Source organism: Novosphingobium endophyticum (assembly GCF_014640675.1).
In the GTDB taxonomy this organism is placed as follows: domain Bacteria; phylum Pseudomonadota; class Alphaproteobacteria; order Sphingomonadales; family Sphingomonadaceae; genus Novosphingobium; species Novosphingobium endophyticum.
The window spans coordinates 106567-124138 of the sequence record NZ_BMHK01000004.1 but is presented as its reverse complement, the minus strand read 5'-3'; the positions used below and the strand labels follow the sequence as shown (position 1 = coordinate 124138).

At 66.5% G+C, this 17572-nt stretch carries 15 protein-coding genes; 8 read left to right on the top strand and 7 right to left on the bottom strand.

All coding sequences use genetic code 11. The annotated features are described in order from the left end of the window. Nucleotides 1-2 precede the first annotated feature (2 nt). Both IEX32_RS04420 and IEX32_RS04415 read left to right on the top strand, forming a co-directional pair. Nucleotides 3-812: a sugar phosphate isomerase/epimerase family protein gene (locus IEX32_RS04420; RefSeq protein ID WP_188768795.1), complete on the top strand. Its 810-nt coding sequence runs from the start codon at nt 3-5 to the stop codon at nt 810-812. A 2-nt stretch (nt 813-814) separates the two neighbouring features. Further along, nucleotides 815-2050: a DUF1214 domain-containing protein gene (locus IEX32_RS04415; protein ID WP_188768792.1), complete on the top strand. Its 1236-nt coding sequence runs from the start codon at nt 815-817 to the stop codon at nt 2048-2050. Nucleotides 2051-2778: 728 nt separating this feature from the next. On the opposite strand, the gene IEX32_RS04410 is transcribed toward IEX32_RS04415, so the two are convergent. From IEX32_RS04410 to lptB, 3 genes are all read right to left on the bottom strand, one after another. Then, the gene (locus IEX32_RS04410) at nt 2779-3450 is read right to left on the bottom strand and encodes an energy transducer TonB (protein WP_188768790.1); all 672 of its coding nucleotides are present in this window, start codon (nt 3448-3450) and stop codon (nt 2779-2781) included. Between the two features lie 163 nt (nt 3451-3613). Beyond that, a complete protein-coding gene (rpoN, locus tag IEX32_RS04405; RefSeq protein WP_188768788.1) occupies nt 3614-5137 on the bottom strand; it encodes an RNA polymerase factor sigma-54 in 1524 nt (507 codons plus the stop codon). 26 nt (nt 5138-5163) lie between these two features. After that, a complete protein-coding gene (lptB, locus tag IEX32_RS04400; protein WP_188768787.1) occupies nt 5164-5952 on the bottom strand; it encodes an LPS export ABC transporter ATP-binding protein in 789 nt (262 codons plus the stop codon). A 204-nt stretch (nt 5953-6156) separates the two neighbouring features. Between lptB and IEX32_RS04395 the strand changes: the two genes are divergently transcribed. Together IEX32_RS04395 and IEX32_RS04390 are read left to right on the top strand one after the other, a co-directional pair. After that, complete coding sequence (locus tag IEX32_RS04395; protein WP_229735951.1) at nt 6157-6537, top strand: hypothetical protein; 381 nt, start codon at nt 6157-6159, stop codon at nt 6535-6537. A 137-nt stretch (nt 6538-6674) separates the two neighbouring features. Continuing rightward, the gene (locus IEX32_RS04390; RefSeq protein ID WP_188768786.1) at nt 6675-8021 is read left to right on the top strand and encodes a TldD/PmbA family protein; all 1347 of its coding nucleotides are present in this window, start codon (nt 6675-6677) and stop codon (nt 8019-8021) included. A 120-nt stretch (nt 8022-8141) separates the two neighbouring features. Here IEX32_RS04390 and IEX32_RS04385 read toward each other — a convergent pair whose 3' ends face one another. Genes IEX32_RS04385 through IEX32_RS04375 form a run of 3 tightly spaced genes read right to left on the bottom strand, consistent with a single transcriptional unit; the run spans nt 8142 to nt 13456 of the window. Beyond that, nucleotides 8142-9932: an acyl-CoA dehydrogenase C-terminal domain-containing protein gene (locus tag IEX32_RS04385; protein WP_188768784.1), complete on the bottom strand. Its 1791-nt coding sequence runs from the start codon at nt 9930-9932 to the stop codon at nt 8142-8144. Nucleotides 9933-9992: 60 nt separating this feature from the next. After that, nucleotides 9993-12323, bottom strand: coding sequence for a 3-hydroxyacyl-CoA dehydrogenase/enoyl-CoA hydratase family protein (locus tag IEX32_RS04380; protein WP_188768783.1), 2331 nt, complete (start codon nt 12321-12323; stop codon nt 9993-9995). Then, nucleotides 12320-13456, bottom strand: a complete 1137-nt coding sequence (locus tag IEX32_RS04375; protein WP_188768781.1) for a thiolase family protein — start codon at nt 13454-13456, stop codon at nt 12320-12322. The genes IEX32_RS04380 and IEX32_RS04375 overlap by 4 nt, the downstream gene beginning before the upstream one ends. 185 nt (nt 13457-13641) lie before the next feature. On the opposite strand from IEX32_RS04375, the gene IEX32_RS20905 reads away from it, so the two are divergent. Genes IEX32_RS20905 through IEX32_RS04360 form a run of 4 tightly spaced genes read left to right on the top strand, consistent with a single transcriptional unit; the run spans nt 13642 to nt 16751 of the window. Continuing rightward, nucleotides 13642-13764, top strand: a complete 123-nt coding sequence (locus tag IEX32_RS20905) for a hypothetical protein (protein WP_268236712.1) — start codon at nt 13642-13644, stop codon at nt 13762-13764. Continuing rightward, entirely contained in the window at nt 13764-15470 is a 1707-nt protein-coding gene (locus IEX32_RS04370) for a long-chain-fatty-acid--CoA ligase (RefSeq protein WP_188768778.1), read from the top strand. Before IEX32_RS20905 ends, IEX32_RS04370 begins: the two co-directional genes overlap by 1 nt. Next, the gene (locus IEX32_RS04365; RefSeq protein WP_373285412.1) at nt 15467-15898 is read left to right on the top strand and encodes a MerR family transcriptional regulator; all 432 of its coding nucleotides are present in this window, start codon (nt 15467-15469) and stop codon (nt 15896-15898) included. The genes IEX32_RS04370 and IEX32_RS04365 overlap by 4 nt, the downstream gene beginning before the upstream one ends. Beyond that, nucleotides 15891-16751, top strand: coding sequence for an acyl-CoA thioesterase (locus IEX32_RS04360; RefSeq protein ID WP_188768777.1), 861 nt, complete (start codon nt 15891-15893; stop codon nt 16749-16751). Before IEX32_RS04365 ends, IEX32_RS04360 begins: the two co-directional genes overlap by 8 nt. 4 nt (nt 16752-16755) lie before the next feature. Here the strand turns inward: IEX32_RS04360 and IEX32_RS04355 are convergent, their stop codons facing one another. Next, entirely contained in the window at nt 16756-17529 is a 774-nt protein-coding gene (locus IEX32_RS04355; RefSeq protein WP_188768774.1) for an enoyl-CoA hydratase/isomerase family protein, read from the bottom strand. Between the last annotated feature and the right edge of the window lie 43 nt (nt 17530-17572).

Below are 17572 nucleotides of genomic sequence, written 5' to 3'. Positions count from 1 at the left end.
TCATGCACCCCCGCGTCTGCCTGCACCAGGTCGGCTTCCTCAGCGAGCCCACGACCGCATTCGTCGCCTTCTGCCGCGAGATCGGCGTCCGCCACATGACGCTGGCAAACCCGCACATGCTGGGTCCCGATGCGCTCGCCGAAACCGACGCTGCGCTTGCCCCCGGCGGCACGAACGCAACCAACATCACCCAGCCCTTCGCCCGCTATCCCGATCTCGAACGCGACGAAGGCGGTGCGGCGGCCCATCTCAATGAGGCTATCGAGGCGGCAGCGCGGCTCGGCGCGCCCAATCTCTACATCGTCACCGGCGCGCGCGGTTCGCTCGACTGGGAGCAGGCCGCCGCAAGGCTTGCCGAACTGATCGCGCCCTGCCGCGATCTGGCCGCCGCGCGCGGCGTCACGCTGATGGTGGAGACCGCCAACCTGCTCAACGCGGACATCCACATCGCTCACACCCTGGACGATACCATCCGCGCCGCCGAGATCGCCGGGATCGGCGTGACCATCGATCTTGGCGCCTGTTGGTTCGAAGGCGGGCTGAAAGCCAAGTTCGCCCGCGCCATGCCGCTGACCAGCCTGGTCCAGATAAGCGACTACGTGCTCGGCGACCGGTCGACACCCTGCCGCGCTGTGCCGGGAGACGGGGTGATTCCACTCGAACGCAGGATCGGCGAGTTGCTCGATCTCGGTTATGCCGGCGTGTTCGACATCGAACTCACCGGCCCGCGCATCGAGGCCGAGGGCCACCGCAAGGCCTTCACCCGCGCCGCTGAAAACCTTTCCGAACTGCTCACGAGACTGGGAGCCTGACGATGGCCTTTGGCGACGCGCCCGCCGACACCGATCTCAAGGCCGCATGGGATCAGTTCTGCGAGCGGCTGAAAGAAGCCGGCGCCCTTGCCTTCAAGGACGCCAACCCCGCCAATGCGCTCCAGCGCGCCGATGCCTTCCGCTTCCTGACGCAGAACCTGGGACAGGCCTTCGATCTCGCTCTGGAGACCAAGGACGCCGCGTTTCCGCAGATCCACTGGTTCACCACGCCGACGATGAAGCTGGGCGGCGATGTTGCCGATTTCACCTATCGCCAGGCGTGGATCTCCGGCGAGCACGCCTACCGCCTGACCGGCCGTCGCGGCACCGCGCGCTGGCTCAACATTACGGTGCAAGGCCCGCGCCCCGCCACCATTACCGGCACCGATTGGCCCAGCCTGCACGAGCCCTTCGGCGACATTCCGGAACGCAACATCCTCGGCTCGCAGATTGAAACCGATGCGCGGGGCAACTTCGAACTCTTCATCGGCGGCCAACAGCGCGAGCACAACTGGCTGCCCACCACGCCCGGCAGCCGCAAGCTCTTCATCCGCGAGGCCTTCGACGCCTGGGGCGAGACGCCGACCTCTCTCACCATAGAGCGCATCGGCATGGCCGAACCCCGCCCGATGCCCTCGCCGGGACGCATAATCGACGCGATGGACTGGGCGGGCCGTTTCGTCGCCGACCTCATGGAGCAATGGCCCGAACACGCGTGGCTCACCTCGGGCGGCGTGTGCGATCCCGCCTGCCTCAATGCCTTTCCCGCGGACAAGTCCGCGAACGATGCCTCCGACGCCCGGCGCGGACGCATGGCGGCGCACATGCTCTGGCACCTCGAACCCGACGAGGCACTGATCGTCGAGATGGACATGCACGAGGGCTTCTGGATCTTCGGCATGGGCGGGGCGATGATGGGATCGATGGACTTCCTCTACCGCCCGGTCAGCTACACCCCCGCGCGAACCAGCGTTGATGCCGACGGCGTCGTCCGTCTGGTGATCGCCCACGACGATCCGGGCGTACACAACTGGCTCGATACGCAAGGGTTTTCGGACGGCAACCTCACCTATCGCAACCTGCTGAGCCAAAGCCCGGCGAACTTCCGCACGAAACTGGTGAAGCGCGGCGACGTGCTCGGCCAGTTACCGGCGGACACCACCACGGTATCGAAGAGCGAGCGCGCCGCGATGCGCCTCGACCGCTACCGCGCGATCAAGCGCCGCTTCGGGATATAGGTGCATGGCCGAAATCCGGCCCGGACATGTCCGCTACCGGGAAGCGGGTGAGCTGGGCGGAATGGCGGGAAGGTTGGGGGTTATCATGACATCTCGGCGCTCGTCATGCTGAACTTGTTTCAGCATCCATGGTGCCGCACGACCGGGCCTTCGATTGACACGCCGCACTCGCGATCCAGCAGTCTGATCGCTGGCGTCGCGGCCCGATACTAACGGCAGGACAGATCCCCTGATGGACCCTGAAACGAGTTCAGGGTGACGACTTTGGGATCGCGGTGCGTGCGTCAGCAACGTTGGCGGGGCCGAACAGGCAGGTTTCGGATCAAAATTGTGAAGAGCCGTCATGTCCGTTTCAGCAAGTGCGTCTGGAACGGCCAACGGTCGGAAAGTTCGGGAATGCTGCCTTCCTTTGGAACTTGGAAAATCACGTGGTAAGCCAAATCATGGCATACCTCTGGCTGTTACCCGTACTTGGCTTGATGGCATGGTTCGTCTGGAAATTCTTCTCTGGGCTGACCTCTATCACACCTGATCAAAACGACTCTGAAGCTCGATCTCGATCTGACGGAACGTGGCTTAGCTAACGGCCGCAAAGTCGGCGTATCCAGTCAGGCCGCTTTCGGATCAAGATGTCGAAAAGCCGTCCTCAATTGCTGGCGGAATTTGCCCGCGCGGCCGGAGCGATGATTTGCGGGCCGCCGCTCCGGCCGGGATTGACCCGGGTGCGGTCAGTCCTTGGGGATCACCCACCGGATCGTGCCGGAATAGGCCCCCGTCACCTTCTCCCCATCCCCGTTGCTCGCGGGCTCGAAACGGGCGCGCCGGGTGACGTACTTGCAGGTCGCCTCGTCAAGGCCCGGATAGCCGCTGGAAGCGAGGATCGTGCACTGGCTCACACGGCCGCGCGCGTCGATCGCCAGTTCGAAGCGGACCGTGCCCTGATGGCCGGCCCTCAGTTCGCGCGTCGGATAGTCGTCGGTCGTCACCCAGCCCGCCGGGTCGTTGCCGGGCCGCGCGGCGCTGGGCGCGAAACGCGGCGATTTCAGTGTCGGCCTGGCGGGAGGCAGGACCAGTTCGTTCCCGAAGGTGAGGTCGCCGATCGGGCCTGTCGGCAGAGTGACTTCGACCGGCCTGTTGGGCTCCAGCGCAAGCCTCGGTTCCTGCGCGGGGCGGGGCGCGACCGGGCGTTCCGGTTCGACCACGGGCTCGGGTGTCGGCTTGGGCGGCAGGGGCTCCAGCTTGATCTGCTCACCCGCGAGCCTCGGCGGCGCCTCGCGCTCGAAAATGGTGACTGCGAAGCCATTGATCAGGGCCAGCACCAGACCGCCCTGAAGCAAGGCAACGATTCCGCTTACCAGGGCCTTGTGATTACCGCCCGATTTACGGTCAACGTAAGACATGGTCACCCTCTCCTTTGTGACCGGGTCTCACACGGCGCGCCGCAGGCCCGGCTCACTTCATGGAAGCGAACTTATCACGTAACCGCCACGAGCGAACAGCTTTTTGCTAAGCAACGCAAGCATTTGGACGGCGCGGCGCTTCACATGGCCACGCCTCACCCCCCTACCGCACGGCGGCAAGAGCCTTCTGGCGGCGGCGCTGGACCGAGCTGCCGAGGCCGATCGCCTCGCGGTACTTCGCCACGGTCCGGCGGGCGAGTTCGAAGCCCTTTTCCCTGAGCAGCTCGACCAGCGCGTCGTCGGAAAGGATCGCATTGGGGTCCTCCGCCTCGATGAGCTGCCTGATCGCAGCCTTGACCGCTTCGGCCGACGCCCCGCCCTCGCTGCCGGCGGAGGCGACGCCGGAGCTGAAGAAGTATTTCAGCTCGAACGTCCCGCGCGGGCAATTGAGGAACTTGTTCGAGGTCACGCGGCTCACGGTGGATTCGTGCATGCCGATGGCCTCGGCGACGGCGCGCAGCGTCAGCGGGCGGAGGTGCGCGACGCCCTTGCGGAAGAAGCCGTCCTGCTGCTTCACCAGTTCGCTCGCGACTTTCAGGATCGTCTTCTGCCGCTGGTCGAGCGCCTTGATCAGCCAGTTGGCGTCGGTCAGCTTTTCCGACAGCCACGCGCGGGAGGTCTTGTCCGCGCAGGTGCCCTTGAGTTCGACGTAGTAGCCGCGATTGACGATCAGGCGCGGCAGCGTCGCCTGGTTGAGCGCGATGTCCCAGCCGCCGTCGCTACGGGGGGTGACGAGAATGTCGGGCGTGACCGCCGCGCCCGGCTCGCCGCCGAAGCGCGCGCCCGGCTTGGGATCGTAGTTTCGCAGCTCGGCGAGCATGTCCGCGAAATCCTCATCATCCACGCCGCACATGCGCTTCAGTCGCGCCAGTTCGCCGCGTGCGACGAGATCGAGGTTGTCGATCAGCCTGGCCATGCACGGATCGTAGCGGTCGGCCTCCCTGGCCTGCAACGCGATGCACTCGGACAGCGTCCGCGCGCCCACACCGGTGGGCTCGAGCGACTGGACGATCGCCAGCCCCTCCTCGATCTCCCGCGCCGAAAGGCCCAGATCGCCAGCCAGTTCGGTGACCGAGGCATGAAGGTAGCCGGCTTCGTCGAGCTGCCCGATGATATAGCGCGCGATTCCCGCGAGCAGCGGATCGCCTGCCGCCGCCCCCACCTGTGCCTCGAGGTGCGCCGCCAGCGATTCCGACGCTGCGGCATGATCCTCTATGCCCGGCCCGTCCTCGCCGCTCCCGAGACGGAATTCGCTGGCCCAGTTGTCGCCGCCGCCGGACGACGGACCTGACCTTTCCCCGTCCCCGGTGTCCCGATCCCGGTCGAGCGCGCCGGCGTCGATGTCAAGCGGGCGGTCGTCACCCGCCTTGCCTTCGCCGATGAGCTGGTCGACCGGCGAGCCTTCGAGCGTGGTGCGCCGGGCCTCCTCGGGCATCTCAGCGACGTCGCTGGCGGGCGCGGGCGGCTCGGAACCCACATCTAGCAGCGGGTTCGCGTCCAGCGCCCCGCCGATGAAGGCCTCGACTTCGAGATTGGACAGCGCCAGCAGCTTGATCGCCTGCTGGAGCTGCGGCGTCATCACCAGCGACTGGCTCTGCCTCAGGTCAAGCCGCGGCCCCAGTGCCATGGTTCAGAATTCCCGGACGACGGGCCTCACAGCGTGAACCCCTCACCCAGATAGAGCCTGCGCACGTTCTCGTCGGCCACCAGCGCCTCCGGGCTGCCGGCGAAAAGCACCTGGCCCCCGTAGATGATGCAGGCCCGGTCGACGATGTCGAGCGTCTCGCGCACGTTGTGATCGGTGATGAGCACACCGATGCCGCGCGTCTTGAGATCCCTGACGAGATCGCGGATGTCGGCAATCGAAAGCGGGTCGATGCCCGCGAAAGGCTCGTCGAGCAGCATGATCGAAGGCTTGGCGGCCAGCGCGCGGGCAATCTCGCAGCGCCGGCGTTCACCGCCCGAAAGCGCCATGGCCGCGCTCGAACGCAAACGCGTCAGGCCGAATTCGTCGAGCAGGCGGTCCAGCTCCGCCGCGCAGGCGTCGCGGTCCGGCTCGTTGAGTTCGAGCACCGCGCTGATGTTCTGCTCCACGGTCATGCCGCGAAAGATCGAGGTTTCCTGCGGCAGGTAGCCGAGGCCGAGGATCGCGCGGCGGTACATCGGCAGGCGCGTGACGTCCTCGCCATCCATCAGGATCCGGCCCGAATCGGGGCGCACGAGGCCCATGATCGAATAGAAGCAGGTGGTCTTGCCCGCACCGTTGGGGCCGAGCAGGCCCAGCACCTCGCCCTTCGCCACAGACAGCGAGATATCGGTCAGGACCGCGCGCTTGTCATAGCTCTTGGCGATCGAGATGACTTCGAGCCCGCCCCGCTCGGCGACCGACATGGGAGCGGCGGCGACGTCCCGGTCCTGCGCAATTTCCGTGGTTTCCGTCATTGCCTACCGCGTTAACGCAGGCGACCCGTCATCGGCAAGCGAGCATTTCCGCTCTTGCCCCCGGCCGGCAGGTTTCCGGCATGATGCCCGCAGCATTCGATCCCCGGCAACCGGGCCGAGTTGCAAAAAATTTCACACGACTTGATCTACCCGCAATTTGCTGGTCTAGTTGAGAGCGGAGAGTCGAGGGAAAGGGTCGCTTGTATGGGCAAAACCACGCAGCATCGGCGTATGTTCACGCACGCGGCGGGCAGGTCGGTCGACTGGCGCCGCAAGATGAGCGATCATATTGCCTACGCGCTGCTGGTCTACACCGCGCTGCAGATCTTCGTGACCGTGGGCGCGCTCAAATCGGGCGGCAGTTCGCTGCTTCCCTATCTCGCGCTGATCATTCTCGTCATCGCCATCATTCCCGCGTGCCGCCGTTTCGAGGCGCGCTGGAACGTTCTTACCGATGAGCAGGCGCATGACCCTGAGCTGGCGCCGCGCTACCGGCATGACCGTTTCACGCTCTGGGCGCTCGCGATCGGCATGCCCTTCGCGCTTACGGGCCTGTTCAAGGGTCTCGCCCTCGTCCTGTCCTGACGCCGCCGGAACACCTTGTCCCGAAGCACCGGCAGGCCGCGCCCGCGTAAACTCGCATTTGCCCTCGGCGCGCGTGACGACTAGGGCTGGCCTTTTCCGTTCGCATGGTGCGTTCGGAGAGGGAGTAGCGACCTGAGATGCTCAGTCCGGAACAGGCCAAAGACCGCGCACAGGATCTGGTGGAACGTGCCCGCCGCGCCGGAGCGGACGCCGCCGATGCCGCCTATGGCGCCAGCTCCGCCGAAGCGATCCAGGTTCGGCTCGGCAAGCTGGAGGACGTCGAGCGCTCCGAAAGCGAACACATGTCGCTGCGCGTGTTCACCGGCCAGCGGTCCGCCAGCATCGGTTCTTCCGACCTGTCACCCGCGGCGCTGGACGAACTCGCCGCGCGCGCGGTCGCCATGGCCCGCGCGGCGCCCGAGGACCGCTATGCCGGGCTTGCCCCCGAAGAGCTGCTGAGCCACGCCCCCTGGCCCGAGCTCGACCTGATCGATCCCGCCGAACCCAGCCCGCCGGCCCTGCGGCAACGCGCCGAAGAGGCCGAGGATGCGGCGCGCGCGGTTCGCGGCGTCACCAATTCCGATGGCGCGACAGCCAGCGCCGGCTTCGGGATCTTCGCGCTGGCGACCAGCCACGGCTTCGCGGGCGCCTATGGCGCGACGAGCCATTCCACCAGCGCCTCCGTCGTGGCCGGCGAAGGCGCCGGCAAGCAGCGCGATCACACCTCGCGGCAGGCCCGCCACGCCGAAGACCTGCCGCCACCGCGCGAGATTGGCGAACTGGCGGGCACGCGCGCCACAGCCCGGCTCAACCCCGGCCGGGTCAAGAGCGGCCCGATGCCGGTCGTATTCGATTCGCGCGTGGGCGGGACTCTCTTGGGCCACCTGATCGGCGCGATGTCGGGCGCGGCCATCGCGCGGCGGTCGAGTTTCCTGCTCGACAAGCTGGGCGAACAGCTCTTCCCCGCCGGCACGACAATGGTGGAAGATCCGCACACACGGCGCGGCCTGCGCGCCCGCCCGTTCGATGGCGAGGGGCTGGCCACCCGGGCGCGCAATCTGGTGGAAGACGGCAGGATCACGACCTGGCTGCTCGACAGCGCCTCGGCGCGGCAGCTCGGCCTCGCACCCACCGGCCACGCGGCGCGCAGCGGCGGCGGCGCGCCGGGGGTAACGGTAGGCGATATCCACCTCGCTGCAGGCCCGCTGTCTCCCGCCGAACTGATCGCGGACATCGCCGAGGGCATCTACGTCACCGAGCTGATCGGCCAGGGCGTCAACGGCGTGACCGGCGATTACAGCCGCGGCGCCTCGGGCTTTCGCATCGTGGGCGGCGAGATCGCCGGTCCGGTCGCGGAATTCACCGTCGCCGGGAACCTGCTCGGAATATTCGCCGGGCTCACACCTGCAAGCGACCTCGAATGGTACCGCGCGATCAACGTGCCGACGCTGCGGGTTGACGGGATGACCGTCGCGGGAGATTGATTCTGGTTCGGCGGCTTACGTGACACTGCTGTCATCCAGATCCTTCCCGGAACGGGGAGGATTTGGCAGGTCCACTCCCCCCGGCGACATGGCCGTTTTCCGCCGGAAACCCCGCCCGCCTCAGAATGCCTCTACCTCCAGTGACATTATCGAGGCCTTGCCCGACTTGATCGCCAGGAACGCGGCGGTCGCCTGCGGCAGGATGCGGTCGAAGAAAAAGCGCGCGGTGGCGATCTTGGCCTTGTAGAACGCGGCGTCCTCCACGCCTTCCGCCAGCCTGGCCTGCGCGATCAGCGCCGCCCTGGCGAAACAGTAGCCCATGGCGACGAGGCCGGTCAGGCGCAGGTAATCGGTTGCGGCGGCGGCGGCTTCCTCGGGGTCGGCCATGCCTTTCTGCGCAATTGTCGCGGTCGAGAGCTGTAGCGCGCCGAAGGCCTTTTCCAGCGCCTCGATCATCGGTCCCGCCGCCTCGTCTTCCTTGTGCGCCTCGATGAACTGCGCGACGGGGTGAAAGAACGCCCGCAGGTAGCGCCCGGTGTGGGCCGGCAATTTACGGCCGACGAGGTCAAGAGCCTGGATACCGTTGGTGCCTTCATAGATCATGGCGATGCGCGCATCGCGCACGTACTGCTCCACGCCGCTTTCGGCGATGTAGCCGTGGCCGCCGTAGCACTGCACCGCCAGGTTCGCGCTTTCGAAGCCGAGGTCGGTGAAGAGCGCCTTCACCACCGGCGTCATCAGCGCCACGAAATCCTCGGCGCGCTGCTTCACTTCCGGGTCGGTCGCATGCTTTTGCGCATCCAGCGCGCGGCTGACCCAGCCGGAGATGGCGCGGCAACCTTCGTTGTAGGCGCGCATGGTCATCAGCATGCGCCGCACGTCCGGGTGGACGATGATGGGGTCGGCCGGACCGTCCGGGTTCTTCACGCCCGAGAGCGAGCGGCCCTGCAGACGCTCCTTCGCGTACCATACCGCGGACTGGTAGGCCGCCTCGCCCACGCCCAGCCCCTGGATGCCCACCGAGACGCGCTCGATGTTCATCATCGTGAACATGGCCTCCATGCCCTTGTTCGGCTTGCCGACCAGCCAGCCGGTCGATTCGTCGAAATTGAGCTGGCAGGTGGCCGAGCCCTTGAGGCCCATCTTGTGCTCGATCGCGGCAACCGAAACCCCGTTGGCCGGACCGGGGGTGCCATCGTCTTTCGGCAGGTACTTGGGCACGAGGAACAGGCTGATTCCCTTTACGCCCTCGGGCGCGTCGGGCAGGCGGGCCAGGACGAGGTGGACGATATTCTCCGTCAGGTCATGCTCGCCCGCGGAAATGAATATCTTGGCGCCGGAGAGCTTGTAACTGCCATCGTCCTGCGGCACGGCCTTGGTGCGCAGCATACCCAGATCGGTGCCGCAGTGCGGTTCGGTGAGGCACATGGTGCCCGACCATTCGCCCGAGACCATCTTCGGCAGATAGGCCTGCTTCAGCTCGTCGCTGGCATAGCCTTCCATAGCAGTGGTGCCGCCGTGGGTCAGGCCGGGATAGAGGCTGAACGCCAGATTGGCCGAGCAGATCATCTCCTCGGTCATCTTGTTGACCTGCTCCGGCAGGCCCTGCCCGCCCCATTCGGGATCGGAAGCCAGCGCACACCAGCCGCCCTCGCGGAACAGGTCATAGGCTTCCCTGAAGCCCTTGGGCGTGCGCACCACGCCGTTTTCCAGCGTGCAGCCCTCGATGTCACCGACGCGGTTGAGCGGCAGCAGCACTTCCTGCGCTACCTTGGCCGCTTCCTCCAGCACAGCGTCGACGAGATCGGGCGTGAATTCCTCCAGCGCCTCCAGATTGCCGAAGCCGTCATCGGTGTGCAGCTCGTGCAGCACGAACTTCATGTCGCGCAATGGCGCTTCGTAGACCTGCATTTCTCACTCTCCTCGCGCGCGGCGGCGCGCCATGCAATCCTGGGGCGTTGTCCCGCCCGATCAGTTCCGCAGCGGCTTTCCGGTTCCCAGCATGTGCTCGACCCGCGCGATCGAGCGCGGTTCACGCACCAGCCGCATGAATGTCTCGCGCTCCAGCCCAAGCAGATCCTGCTCGCTGACGGTATCGACCAGATCAGCCTCGCCGCCGCTCAGCACCCTCGCCAGCGCGTCCGAGACGACCATGTCGTAGTCGGTCGCGAGGCCGCGCTTGCGGAACCCCTCGGCCGCCATGTTCAGCGCCACGTGGCCGCTTTCGCCGGGCAGCCGGAATGTCGGCGCTTCGGGCGGGGTGTAGCCTTCCACCATCGAAAGCGCCTTTTGCTTGGCATCGTGGAGCAACCGGTCGCGGTTCATGGTGATTCCGTCCTCGGGGCGCAGGAACAGCAGCTCCTTCGCCTCGGCCGCCGACTTCGAAACCGTAGCGGTGGAGACCGTCTCGAACACCTTGGCGACGGAGGGCATCGGGCCCTTAGGCATCATCTTCGCATTGCGGGCGCGCTCGATCATCTCGCCATTGCCGCCCCATCCGGGGATCAGGCCGACGCCGCATTCGACGAGGCCGGTGTAAAGCTCGGCATGGGCCTGGATCGCATCGCAATGAAGCAGGATCTCGCATCCGCCGCCTACGGCAAGACCCGCGGGCGCGCCAACCACCGGGAACGGGGCGTATTTCAGGCCCTTGTAGGCCATCTGCCCCCCAGCGACGAGCTTCTCGATCTCGCCCCATGCGGCAATGTTCAGCGCAAAGAGCGCAAGGCCCAGATTGGCGCCGGCCGAGAAGCTGTCCGCATCGTTGTAGATGACGAGTGCCTTGTACTGCGACTGGATCAGCGGGATCGCCTGCAGGATCAGCTTCATGACATCGCCGTCGAGCGCGTTCATCTTGCCGGTGAACTCGAGGGCGACGACACCGTCGCCCACATCCCAGAGAGCGGCGGAGGCGTTCTTGAGGAGCGGTTTCGACGCCAGCTTGATATCGGCAAGGCGCAGCACGCCCTCGGGGCGCACCACGTCGTGGTATTCGCCATCGAGGCCGAGGAACCGGCGCTGGCCGTTCTCGACACGATAGAACGTGCGCTCGCCCGCGATCCGCAGCATTTGCGGCACGGGCTTGCCTTCGGCCTCCAGGCGCCCGGCGAGGTATTTCGCGCCGAGCCTGTCGATCATCTCGAAAGGCCCGGCTTTCCAGTTATAGCCGAGCTTCATCGCATCATCGATCGCGACCACGTCAGCCGCCGCCGAGGGCACCAGACCGGCGGCATAGGCCAGCGTGTCCCCCAGCACCGCCCATGCATAATCGCCGATCACGCCCTTCGTCTCGACCAACGCCCGCAGATCGCCCCTGGCGGCGGGGCCGGTGGGACCGAGCGGCTTGATCGCCGGGCGGTATTCACCGGCCGCAAGGTCAATGGCCTCCTTGCGGCGGCCATCGGTGTCCCTTGCAAGGCGGTAGAAACCGCCCTTGCCCTTGCGGCCGGTGAACCCTTCCGCGATCATCTTATCGATCAGCGGATGGGATTGCGCGATGGCGTGGTACTGATCGTCGTCGGGCAGGGTCGCGGTCAGGCTCTCCTGCAGATGCGGCATGAGGTCGATGCCGACCAGATCAACAAGGCCGAAGATGCCGGTCTTGGGAACGCCCATCGGCGGACCGGCGACGGCATCGGCAAGCTCGACGCTCAGCCCCATGTCGAAGGCCGCATTGAGGCCGAGCTGGATCCAGTAAGTGCCGATACGGTTGGCGATGAAGCCCGGAGTATCCTTGGCGTGAACCACCGTCTTGCCCATCGCCACGTCGGCGAAACGCTCGACCGCGGCGGCAACGCCGGCATCGGTCGCGGGGCCGGTGACGATCTCCAGCAGGCGCATGTAGCGCGGCGGGTTGAAGAAATGGGTAATCAGGAAATCGCGCCTGAACGCATCAGAACGCCCTTCGACCAGATTGGCGAGCGGGATCGTCGAGGTGTTGGAGGACACCGCCGTGCCCGGCCGCTTCACGGCTTCCAGCTTCGCGTAGAGCCCCTGCTTGATATCGAGCCGCTCTATCACCGCCTCGATCACCCAGTCGCATTCCGCGACCTTCTCAAGATGATCCTCTATATTGCCGGTTTCGACCAGCCGGGCGGCCGCCTTGCTCATGAATGGCGCCGGCTCGGTCTTGAGCATCTTCGCGACCGCGCCTTCGGCAATCGCGTTGCGGTTGCTTCCGTCCTTGGGAACGATGTCCAGCAGCAGCACCGGCACACCGGCGTTCGCAACTTGCGCGGCGATGCCGGCGCCCATGGTACCGGCGCCGATCACGCAGACTTTCCGGATGGCCTGTTCGCTCATTCCACCGCCTCCAGGATAGTGGCGATGCCCTGACCCCCGCCGATACACTGCGTGGCGAGCGCGTACCTGCCGCCTTCGCGCTTGAGCAGTGAGGCCGCTTTTCCGACAATGCGCGCCCCCGTCGCCCCGAGCGGGTGACCGATGGCGATCGCGCCGCCGTCGATGTTGGTCTTCGCCGGATCGAGGCCAATGTCCTTGATGCAGGCGAGCGCCTGGCTGGCGAAAGCCTCGTTGAGTTCGACCACATCGAGATCGGCGGCGGTAATGCCGGCGCGCTCCATGGCCTTCCGGCTCGCTTCGATGGGGCCGAGGCCCATGGTCTCCGGCGCGCAGCCGCTGATGCTGACCGACTTGATCCGGGCCAGAATCGGCAGGTTGTGCTTGCGGGCATAGTCCTCGGTGGCGACAAGCACCGCGCTCGCTCCGTCCGTCAGCGGCGAGGACGTTCCGGCGGTTACGGAACCCTTGGCGTCGAAGGCCGGCTTGAGACCGGCGAGCGCATCCGCAGTCGTATCGGGACGAATGGTGCCGTCCTCGCTCACGGTGCCGCCCCTGGTCTCGATCGGAACGATCTCGTCGGCGAGCTTGCCGGCCGCGCGCGCTGCCGCCGCGCGCTTCTGACTCTCGACCGCGAGCGCCTCCTGATCGGCACGCCCGATCTGGTACTTCTCCGCGACGTTCTCGGCCGTCTCGCCCATGCCCATGTAAACCGCGCTCTTCTTCGCCAGTTCGGGATTGGGCAGCGGGTTGAAGCCCATCATCGGCACCCGGCTCATCGATTCCACGCCGGCGCAGATGAACACGTCGCCCGCGCCGACCGCGATCTGGCCCATCGCGATCTGCACCGCGCTCATCGAGGAACCGCAGAAGCGGTTCACGGTCATGCCGCCGACGCTCAGCGGCAGATCCGCGAGCAGCCCGATCAGCCGCGCGACGTTGAGGCCCTGCTCGCCCTCTGGGAAAGCGCAGCCGACGATCAGGTCCTCGACATCGGCCGGATCGACGCCGGTCTTTCCGATCAGCCCGCGAATCACCTGGGCCGCGAGATCATCGGGCCGCACGCGCGCCAGAGCACCCTTGCCCGCAAGGTGAAACGGGGAACGGGCGTAACCCGCGATCACAACGCTTTGCATGCACAGTCTCCATGAGCGGACCAGCCCGTCGTACCGCGGGCCGCGGAACCTTCTTCCCTTAGGGTGCGATTCTTTCCCTATACGTCAAGCAGATTTTGCGTTATCCGGATTACCGAGGAAACCGATCGGCGAGCCGCTCACGGGAACACAGGCCGGATTCGGGGGGAAAGATGGAAAGTTGACACATGATGTCTCTTAAATCCGCAACACCGCTTTGGGTTGCCGCGCTGGTACCGATACTGGTCGACGGCACGCCCACGGACGCCGCCATGCCTGCCTTTTCCCTCGGCAAGCGGGTGACGTTCTGATGGGCGCCGCGGAGACCGTCGGCGCCCCTCTCGCGGGAAGCAAGACCCATCCGGCACAGCCCCCCTCCTCCCTCGTGCCGGAGGAAATGCCGCCGATCTCTCCGCGGCTGCTCACCGACCTGCTCGACCATGCGGCCGAGCGGCATGGCAATTGGCCCGCGATCGATTTCATGGGCCGCAAGTGGACTTACGCCGAAGTCGCCGATCTGGCGCGCAAGGCAGCGCGCGGACTTCAGGACCTCGGCGTGAAGCCCGGAACACGGGTGGGACTGTGCCTGCCCAATACGCCCTACTACGTGGTCTGCTACTTCGCGATCCTGCGCATCGGCGGCGTCGTGGTGAACTTCAATCCGCTCTACACCGAGCGCGAGCTGGCACATCAGGTCGAGGATTCGGGTGCGAGCGTGATGATCGCCTCGGACCTTGCCATGTCGTTACCGAAAATCGCGCCGCTCGTCGGGAAGGGCACTCTTTCGCGCGTCGTGGTCTGCCCCTTCGCCGATGCGCTTCCGGCGATCAAGCGCCGCGCCTTCCAGTTGCTCAAGCGCCGCGACATCGTCCACGAACCGCACGATCTGCGTTTCGTACGCTTCGCCGACCTGATCGCCCGCGATGCCGAACCCGACCCGGTCGAGCGCTCCGCGCATGACCTCGCCGTGCTGCAATATACCGGCGGCACCACCGGCGTTCCCAAGGGCGCGATGCTCAGCCACGCCAACCTGGCGGCCAACAGCGCGCAGATGATCGCCCACGTCGGCCACATGCCCGACCAGCAGGAGCGCACGCTGGGCGTCCTTCCGCTGTTTCACGTCTTCGCGCTGACGACGGTGCTCAACTACTCGGTCGACACGGCGGCGGAGATGATCCTGCTGCCCCGCTTCGAGATGAAGTCCTTCCTCGCGACCTGCCGGCGCACCAAGCCCACGCAGTTCTTCGGCGTGCCCACGCTCTACACCGCCCTCAACGGCGTCTCCCTGCATGGCGAGTTCGACAGCGTGCGCGTGTGCATCTCGGGCGGCGCGCCGCTGCCGCTGGAAGTGCGCCAGCGCTTCGAGGAGCGGACCGGCGTCAAAGTGGTCGAAGGCTACGGGCTGACCGAAGCCTCGCCGATCATTGCCTGCAATCCGCTCGAGGGCATGGTCAAGGCAAACTCCTGCGGCCCGGCCTTTCCCGGCACCTCGCTGGAGATCCGCGATCCCGACAACCTGCACCAGGTCCTCGGTACGGGCGAGAAGGGCGAGGTCTGCGCGCGCGGGCCGCAGGTCATGAAGGGCTACTGGAACCGTCAGGAAGAATCGGACAAGACCTTCATCTACGGAGCATTGCGGACGGGCGACGTCGGCTATCTCGACGCGGAAGGCTATCTCTTCCTCGTCGACAGGATCAAGGACCTGATCCTGTGCGGGGGGTACAACGTCTACCCGCGCGTGATCGAGGACGCCATCTACGAGCATCCGATGGTGGCCGAGGTCATCGTGATCGGCGTACCCGACGAATATCGCGGGCAATCGCCCAAGGCCTTCGTCGCGCTGCATGAGGGAGAGTCGCTGGACGAAGCGGCGCTGCTGGAGTTCCTGCAGCCGCGCCTCAACAAGATCGAGATGCCCTCCGCGATCGAATTCCGCGCAAGCCTGCCCAAGACGCTGGTCGGCAAGCTTTCGAAGAAGGACCTCGTCGCAGAGGAAGCGGCGAGGCGGAGGCCATGAGCGGTATGGAGGCGACAGCCGAAACGCCCGAGATGCTCGGCATCCACGAGGCCGCCGAACGCCTCGGCGTCACCATGCGCACCTTGCGCTTCTACGAGGACAAGGGCCTGATCGCTCCCCGGCGCGTGGGCACGACGCGCATCTACGGCAAGCGTGAACTCGGCCGCATGCAGCTGATCCTGCGCGGCAAGCGGCTGGGCTTCAGCATCCGCGAGATCAAGGAATTCCTCGACCTCTACGATGTCGACCCCGAACATGTGGAGCAAATGCGCCAGCTCCTCGTGAAAGTGAGCCAGCGCATCGTCGAACTGCACCGCCAGAAACGCGCTATTGAACAGACGCTCGAAGAGCTGGGCCGGATCGAACAGGAGACGAAGGACTGGTTGCAACGCGCATCGGCGGACGCCCCGGAAAGCCGCGATGGCTGAAAGTCCCGTCGCGCCTGCCGAGGATCTGTGCCGCCTGCTGCTGGTGGAAGAACTCGACACCGACCTGTTTCGCGGCGGCGCCTGTGCCGAAAGCCCGGGCCGCGTTTTCGGCGGACAGGTCATCGCGCAGGCGCTGGCCGCCGCCGGCCGGAGCGTGCGCGAGACCCTTTGCGCGCACTCGCTCCACGCCTATTTCCTGCGCGCCGGCGATACCATGCGCCCGATCATCTACCGGGTGCTGCGCGATTTCGATGGCGGCAGCTTCGCCAATCGCCGCGTCGTCGCGATGCAAGGCGGCCTGCCGATCCTGAACCTCGCCGCTTCCTTCCAGCGGGCCGAGGACGGCTTGGCCCACGCGGAGGGGATGCCGGAGACGCTGCCGCCCGAGCAGTGCATCGACCTGGTTTCCGCGCTGAAGGCGAGCGGCGCGCCGCTGCCGCCGGCCCTGCGGGACCGGCTGGCCGCCTTCGACCTCCGTATCGGACCGTCCTCGACCGACGCGACCGGCCCCGCTTCGCAATATGCCTGGTTACGCCTCACCGGGGCGATCGAACCGGAACCGGCGCTGCGGCGCGTGCTCCTCGCCTACGCCAGCGACTTCGCGCTGCTGACGACCGCAGTGCTGCCTCACCCGGTCAAGTTCTTCTCGCCCCGGCTTCAGGGCGCCAGCCTCGACCACGCGATCTGGTTCCACGAGACGCCGCCGATCGACGACTGGCTGCTCTATGCCATGGAAAGCCCCTGGGCTGGCCACGCGCGCGGCTTCGCGCGAGGGCAGATCTTCGACCGCGCGGGCAGGCTCGTCGCCAGCGTCGCGCAGGAAGGGTTGATAAGGCTGCGCGAAAAAGGCTGACGTATCAACGGCCGACGAACCTGGCCTCGCGGCGCTCGAAGACCGCGGCGACACCTTCGGCATAGTCATCGGTCGCCTTGAGCGCGGACTGTTCGGTATGTTCGCGGCGCATGGCCGCCGCCGCCCGGTCCGCCAGCCCGCCGATCCAGGTCTCGCGCACCGAAAGCAGCGCCAGCGGCGCGTTGGCCGCGATCTCCGCCGCCATCGCGTGTGCTTCCTCGATCAGCAAGTCGGCTTCCGCCACGCGGTCGGCAAGGCCCCACTCCAGCGCCCGGTCGGCCTTTACCCGCTCGGCCGAAAGCATCATCCAGCCCGCGCGCGCCTCGCCGATCAGCCGGGGCAACGTGACGGTGATCGCGAAGCCGGGATGGAATCCCAGCCGCACGAAGTTGGCGGAAAACCGGGCGGCAGGCCCGGCGACGCGGAAGTCCGCGGCAAGCGCAAGGCCAAGCCCCGCGCCGATCGCGGCCCCCTGCACCGCCGCGACCATCGGTTTGCGGCGCCGGAACAGACGCTCTGCCTGGACATAGAATTGGCCGATGGTGTCCATGCCAGCCTCGCCCGTGACGTCCTCGTCGCCGGCAAGATCGGCGCCGGCACAAAAGCTCTTGCCCTCGGACGCGAGCACCGTGCAGCGCACTTCCAGGTTATCGTCGCACAGCACAACGGCATCGGCGATCTCGGCCAGCAACGTGGGCGAGGCGAAATTGTGCGGCGGACGCGAGAACACGATCTCGGCGACGTGGCCGCGCCGGCGGATTTCGACGGTCGATGACATGCGTTCTCACTCCTGCTCCGGCATGGCCCCGCCTGCCTTAGTC

Excerpts from the sequence above, each read along its gene's own strand:
- IEX32_RS04420 (WP_188768795.1), top strand. The coding sequence starts at position 3 with ATGCACCCCCGCGTCTGCCTGCACCAGGTCGGCTTCCTCAGCGAGCCC.
- IEX32_RS04415 (WP_188768792.1), top strand. The coding sequence starts at position 815 with ATGGCCTTTGGCGACGCGCCCGCCGACACCGATCTCAAGGCCGCATGG.
- IEX32_RS04410 (WP_188768790.1), bottom strand. The coding sequence starts at position 3,450 with ATGTCTTACGTTGACCGTAAATCGGGCGGTAATCACAAGGCCCTGGTA.
- rpoN (WP_188768788.1), bottom strand. The coding sequence starts at position 5,137 with ATGGCACTGGGGCCGCGGCTTGACCTGAGGCAGAGCCAGTCGCTGGTG.
- lptB (WP_188768787.1), bottom strand. The coding sequence starts at position 5,952 with ATGACGGAAACCACGGAAATTGCGCAGGACCGGGACGTCGCCGCCGCT.
- IEX32_RS04395 (WP_229735951.1), top strand. The coding sequence starts at position 6,157 with ATGGGCAAAACCACGCAGCATCGGCGTATGTTCACGCACGCGGCGGGC.
- IEX32_RS04390 (WP_188768786.1), top strand. The coding sequence starts at position 6,675 with ATGCTCAGTCCGGAACAGGCCAAAGACCGCGCACAGGATCTGGTGGAA.
- IEX32_RS04385 (WP_188768784.1), bottom strand. The coding sequence starts at position 9,932 with ATGCAGGTCTACGAAGCGCCATTGCGCGACATGAAGTTCGTGCTGCAC.
- IEX32_RS04380 (WP_188768783.1), bottom strand. The coding sequence starts at position 12,323 with ATGAGCGAACAGGCCATCCGGAAAGTCTGCGTGATCGGCGCCGGTACC.
- IEX32_RS04375 (WP_188768781.1), bottom strand. The coding sequence starts at position 13,456 with ATGCAAAGCGTTGTGATCGCGGGTTACGCCCGTTCCCCGTTTCACCTT.
- IEX32_RS20905 (WP_268236712.1), top strand. The coding sequence starts at position 13,642 with ATGATGTCTCTTAAATCCGCAACACCGCTTTGGGTTGCCGCGCTGGTA.
- IEX32_RS04370 (WP_188768778.1), top strand. The coding sequence starts at position 13,764 with ATGGGCGCCGCGGAGACCGTCGGCGCCCCTCTCGCGGGAAGCAAGACC.
- IEX32_RS04365 (WP_373285412.1), top strand. The coding sequence starts at position 15,467 with ATGAGCGGTATGGAGGCGACAGCCGAAACGCCCGAGATGCTCGGCATC.
- IEX32_RS04360 (WP_188768777.1), top strand. The coding sequence starts at position 15,891 with ATGGCTGAAAGTCCCGTCGCGCCTGCCGAGGATCTGTGCCGCCTGCTG.
- IEX32_RS04355 (WP_188768774.1), bottom strand. The coding sequence starts at position 17,529 with ATGTCATCGACCGTCGAAATCCGCCGGCGCGGCCACGTCGCCGAGATC.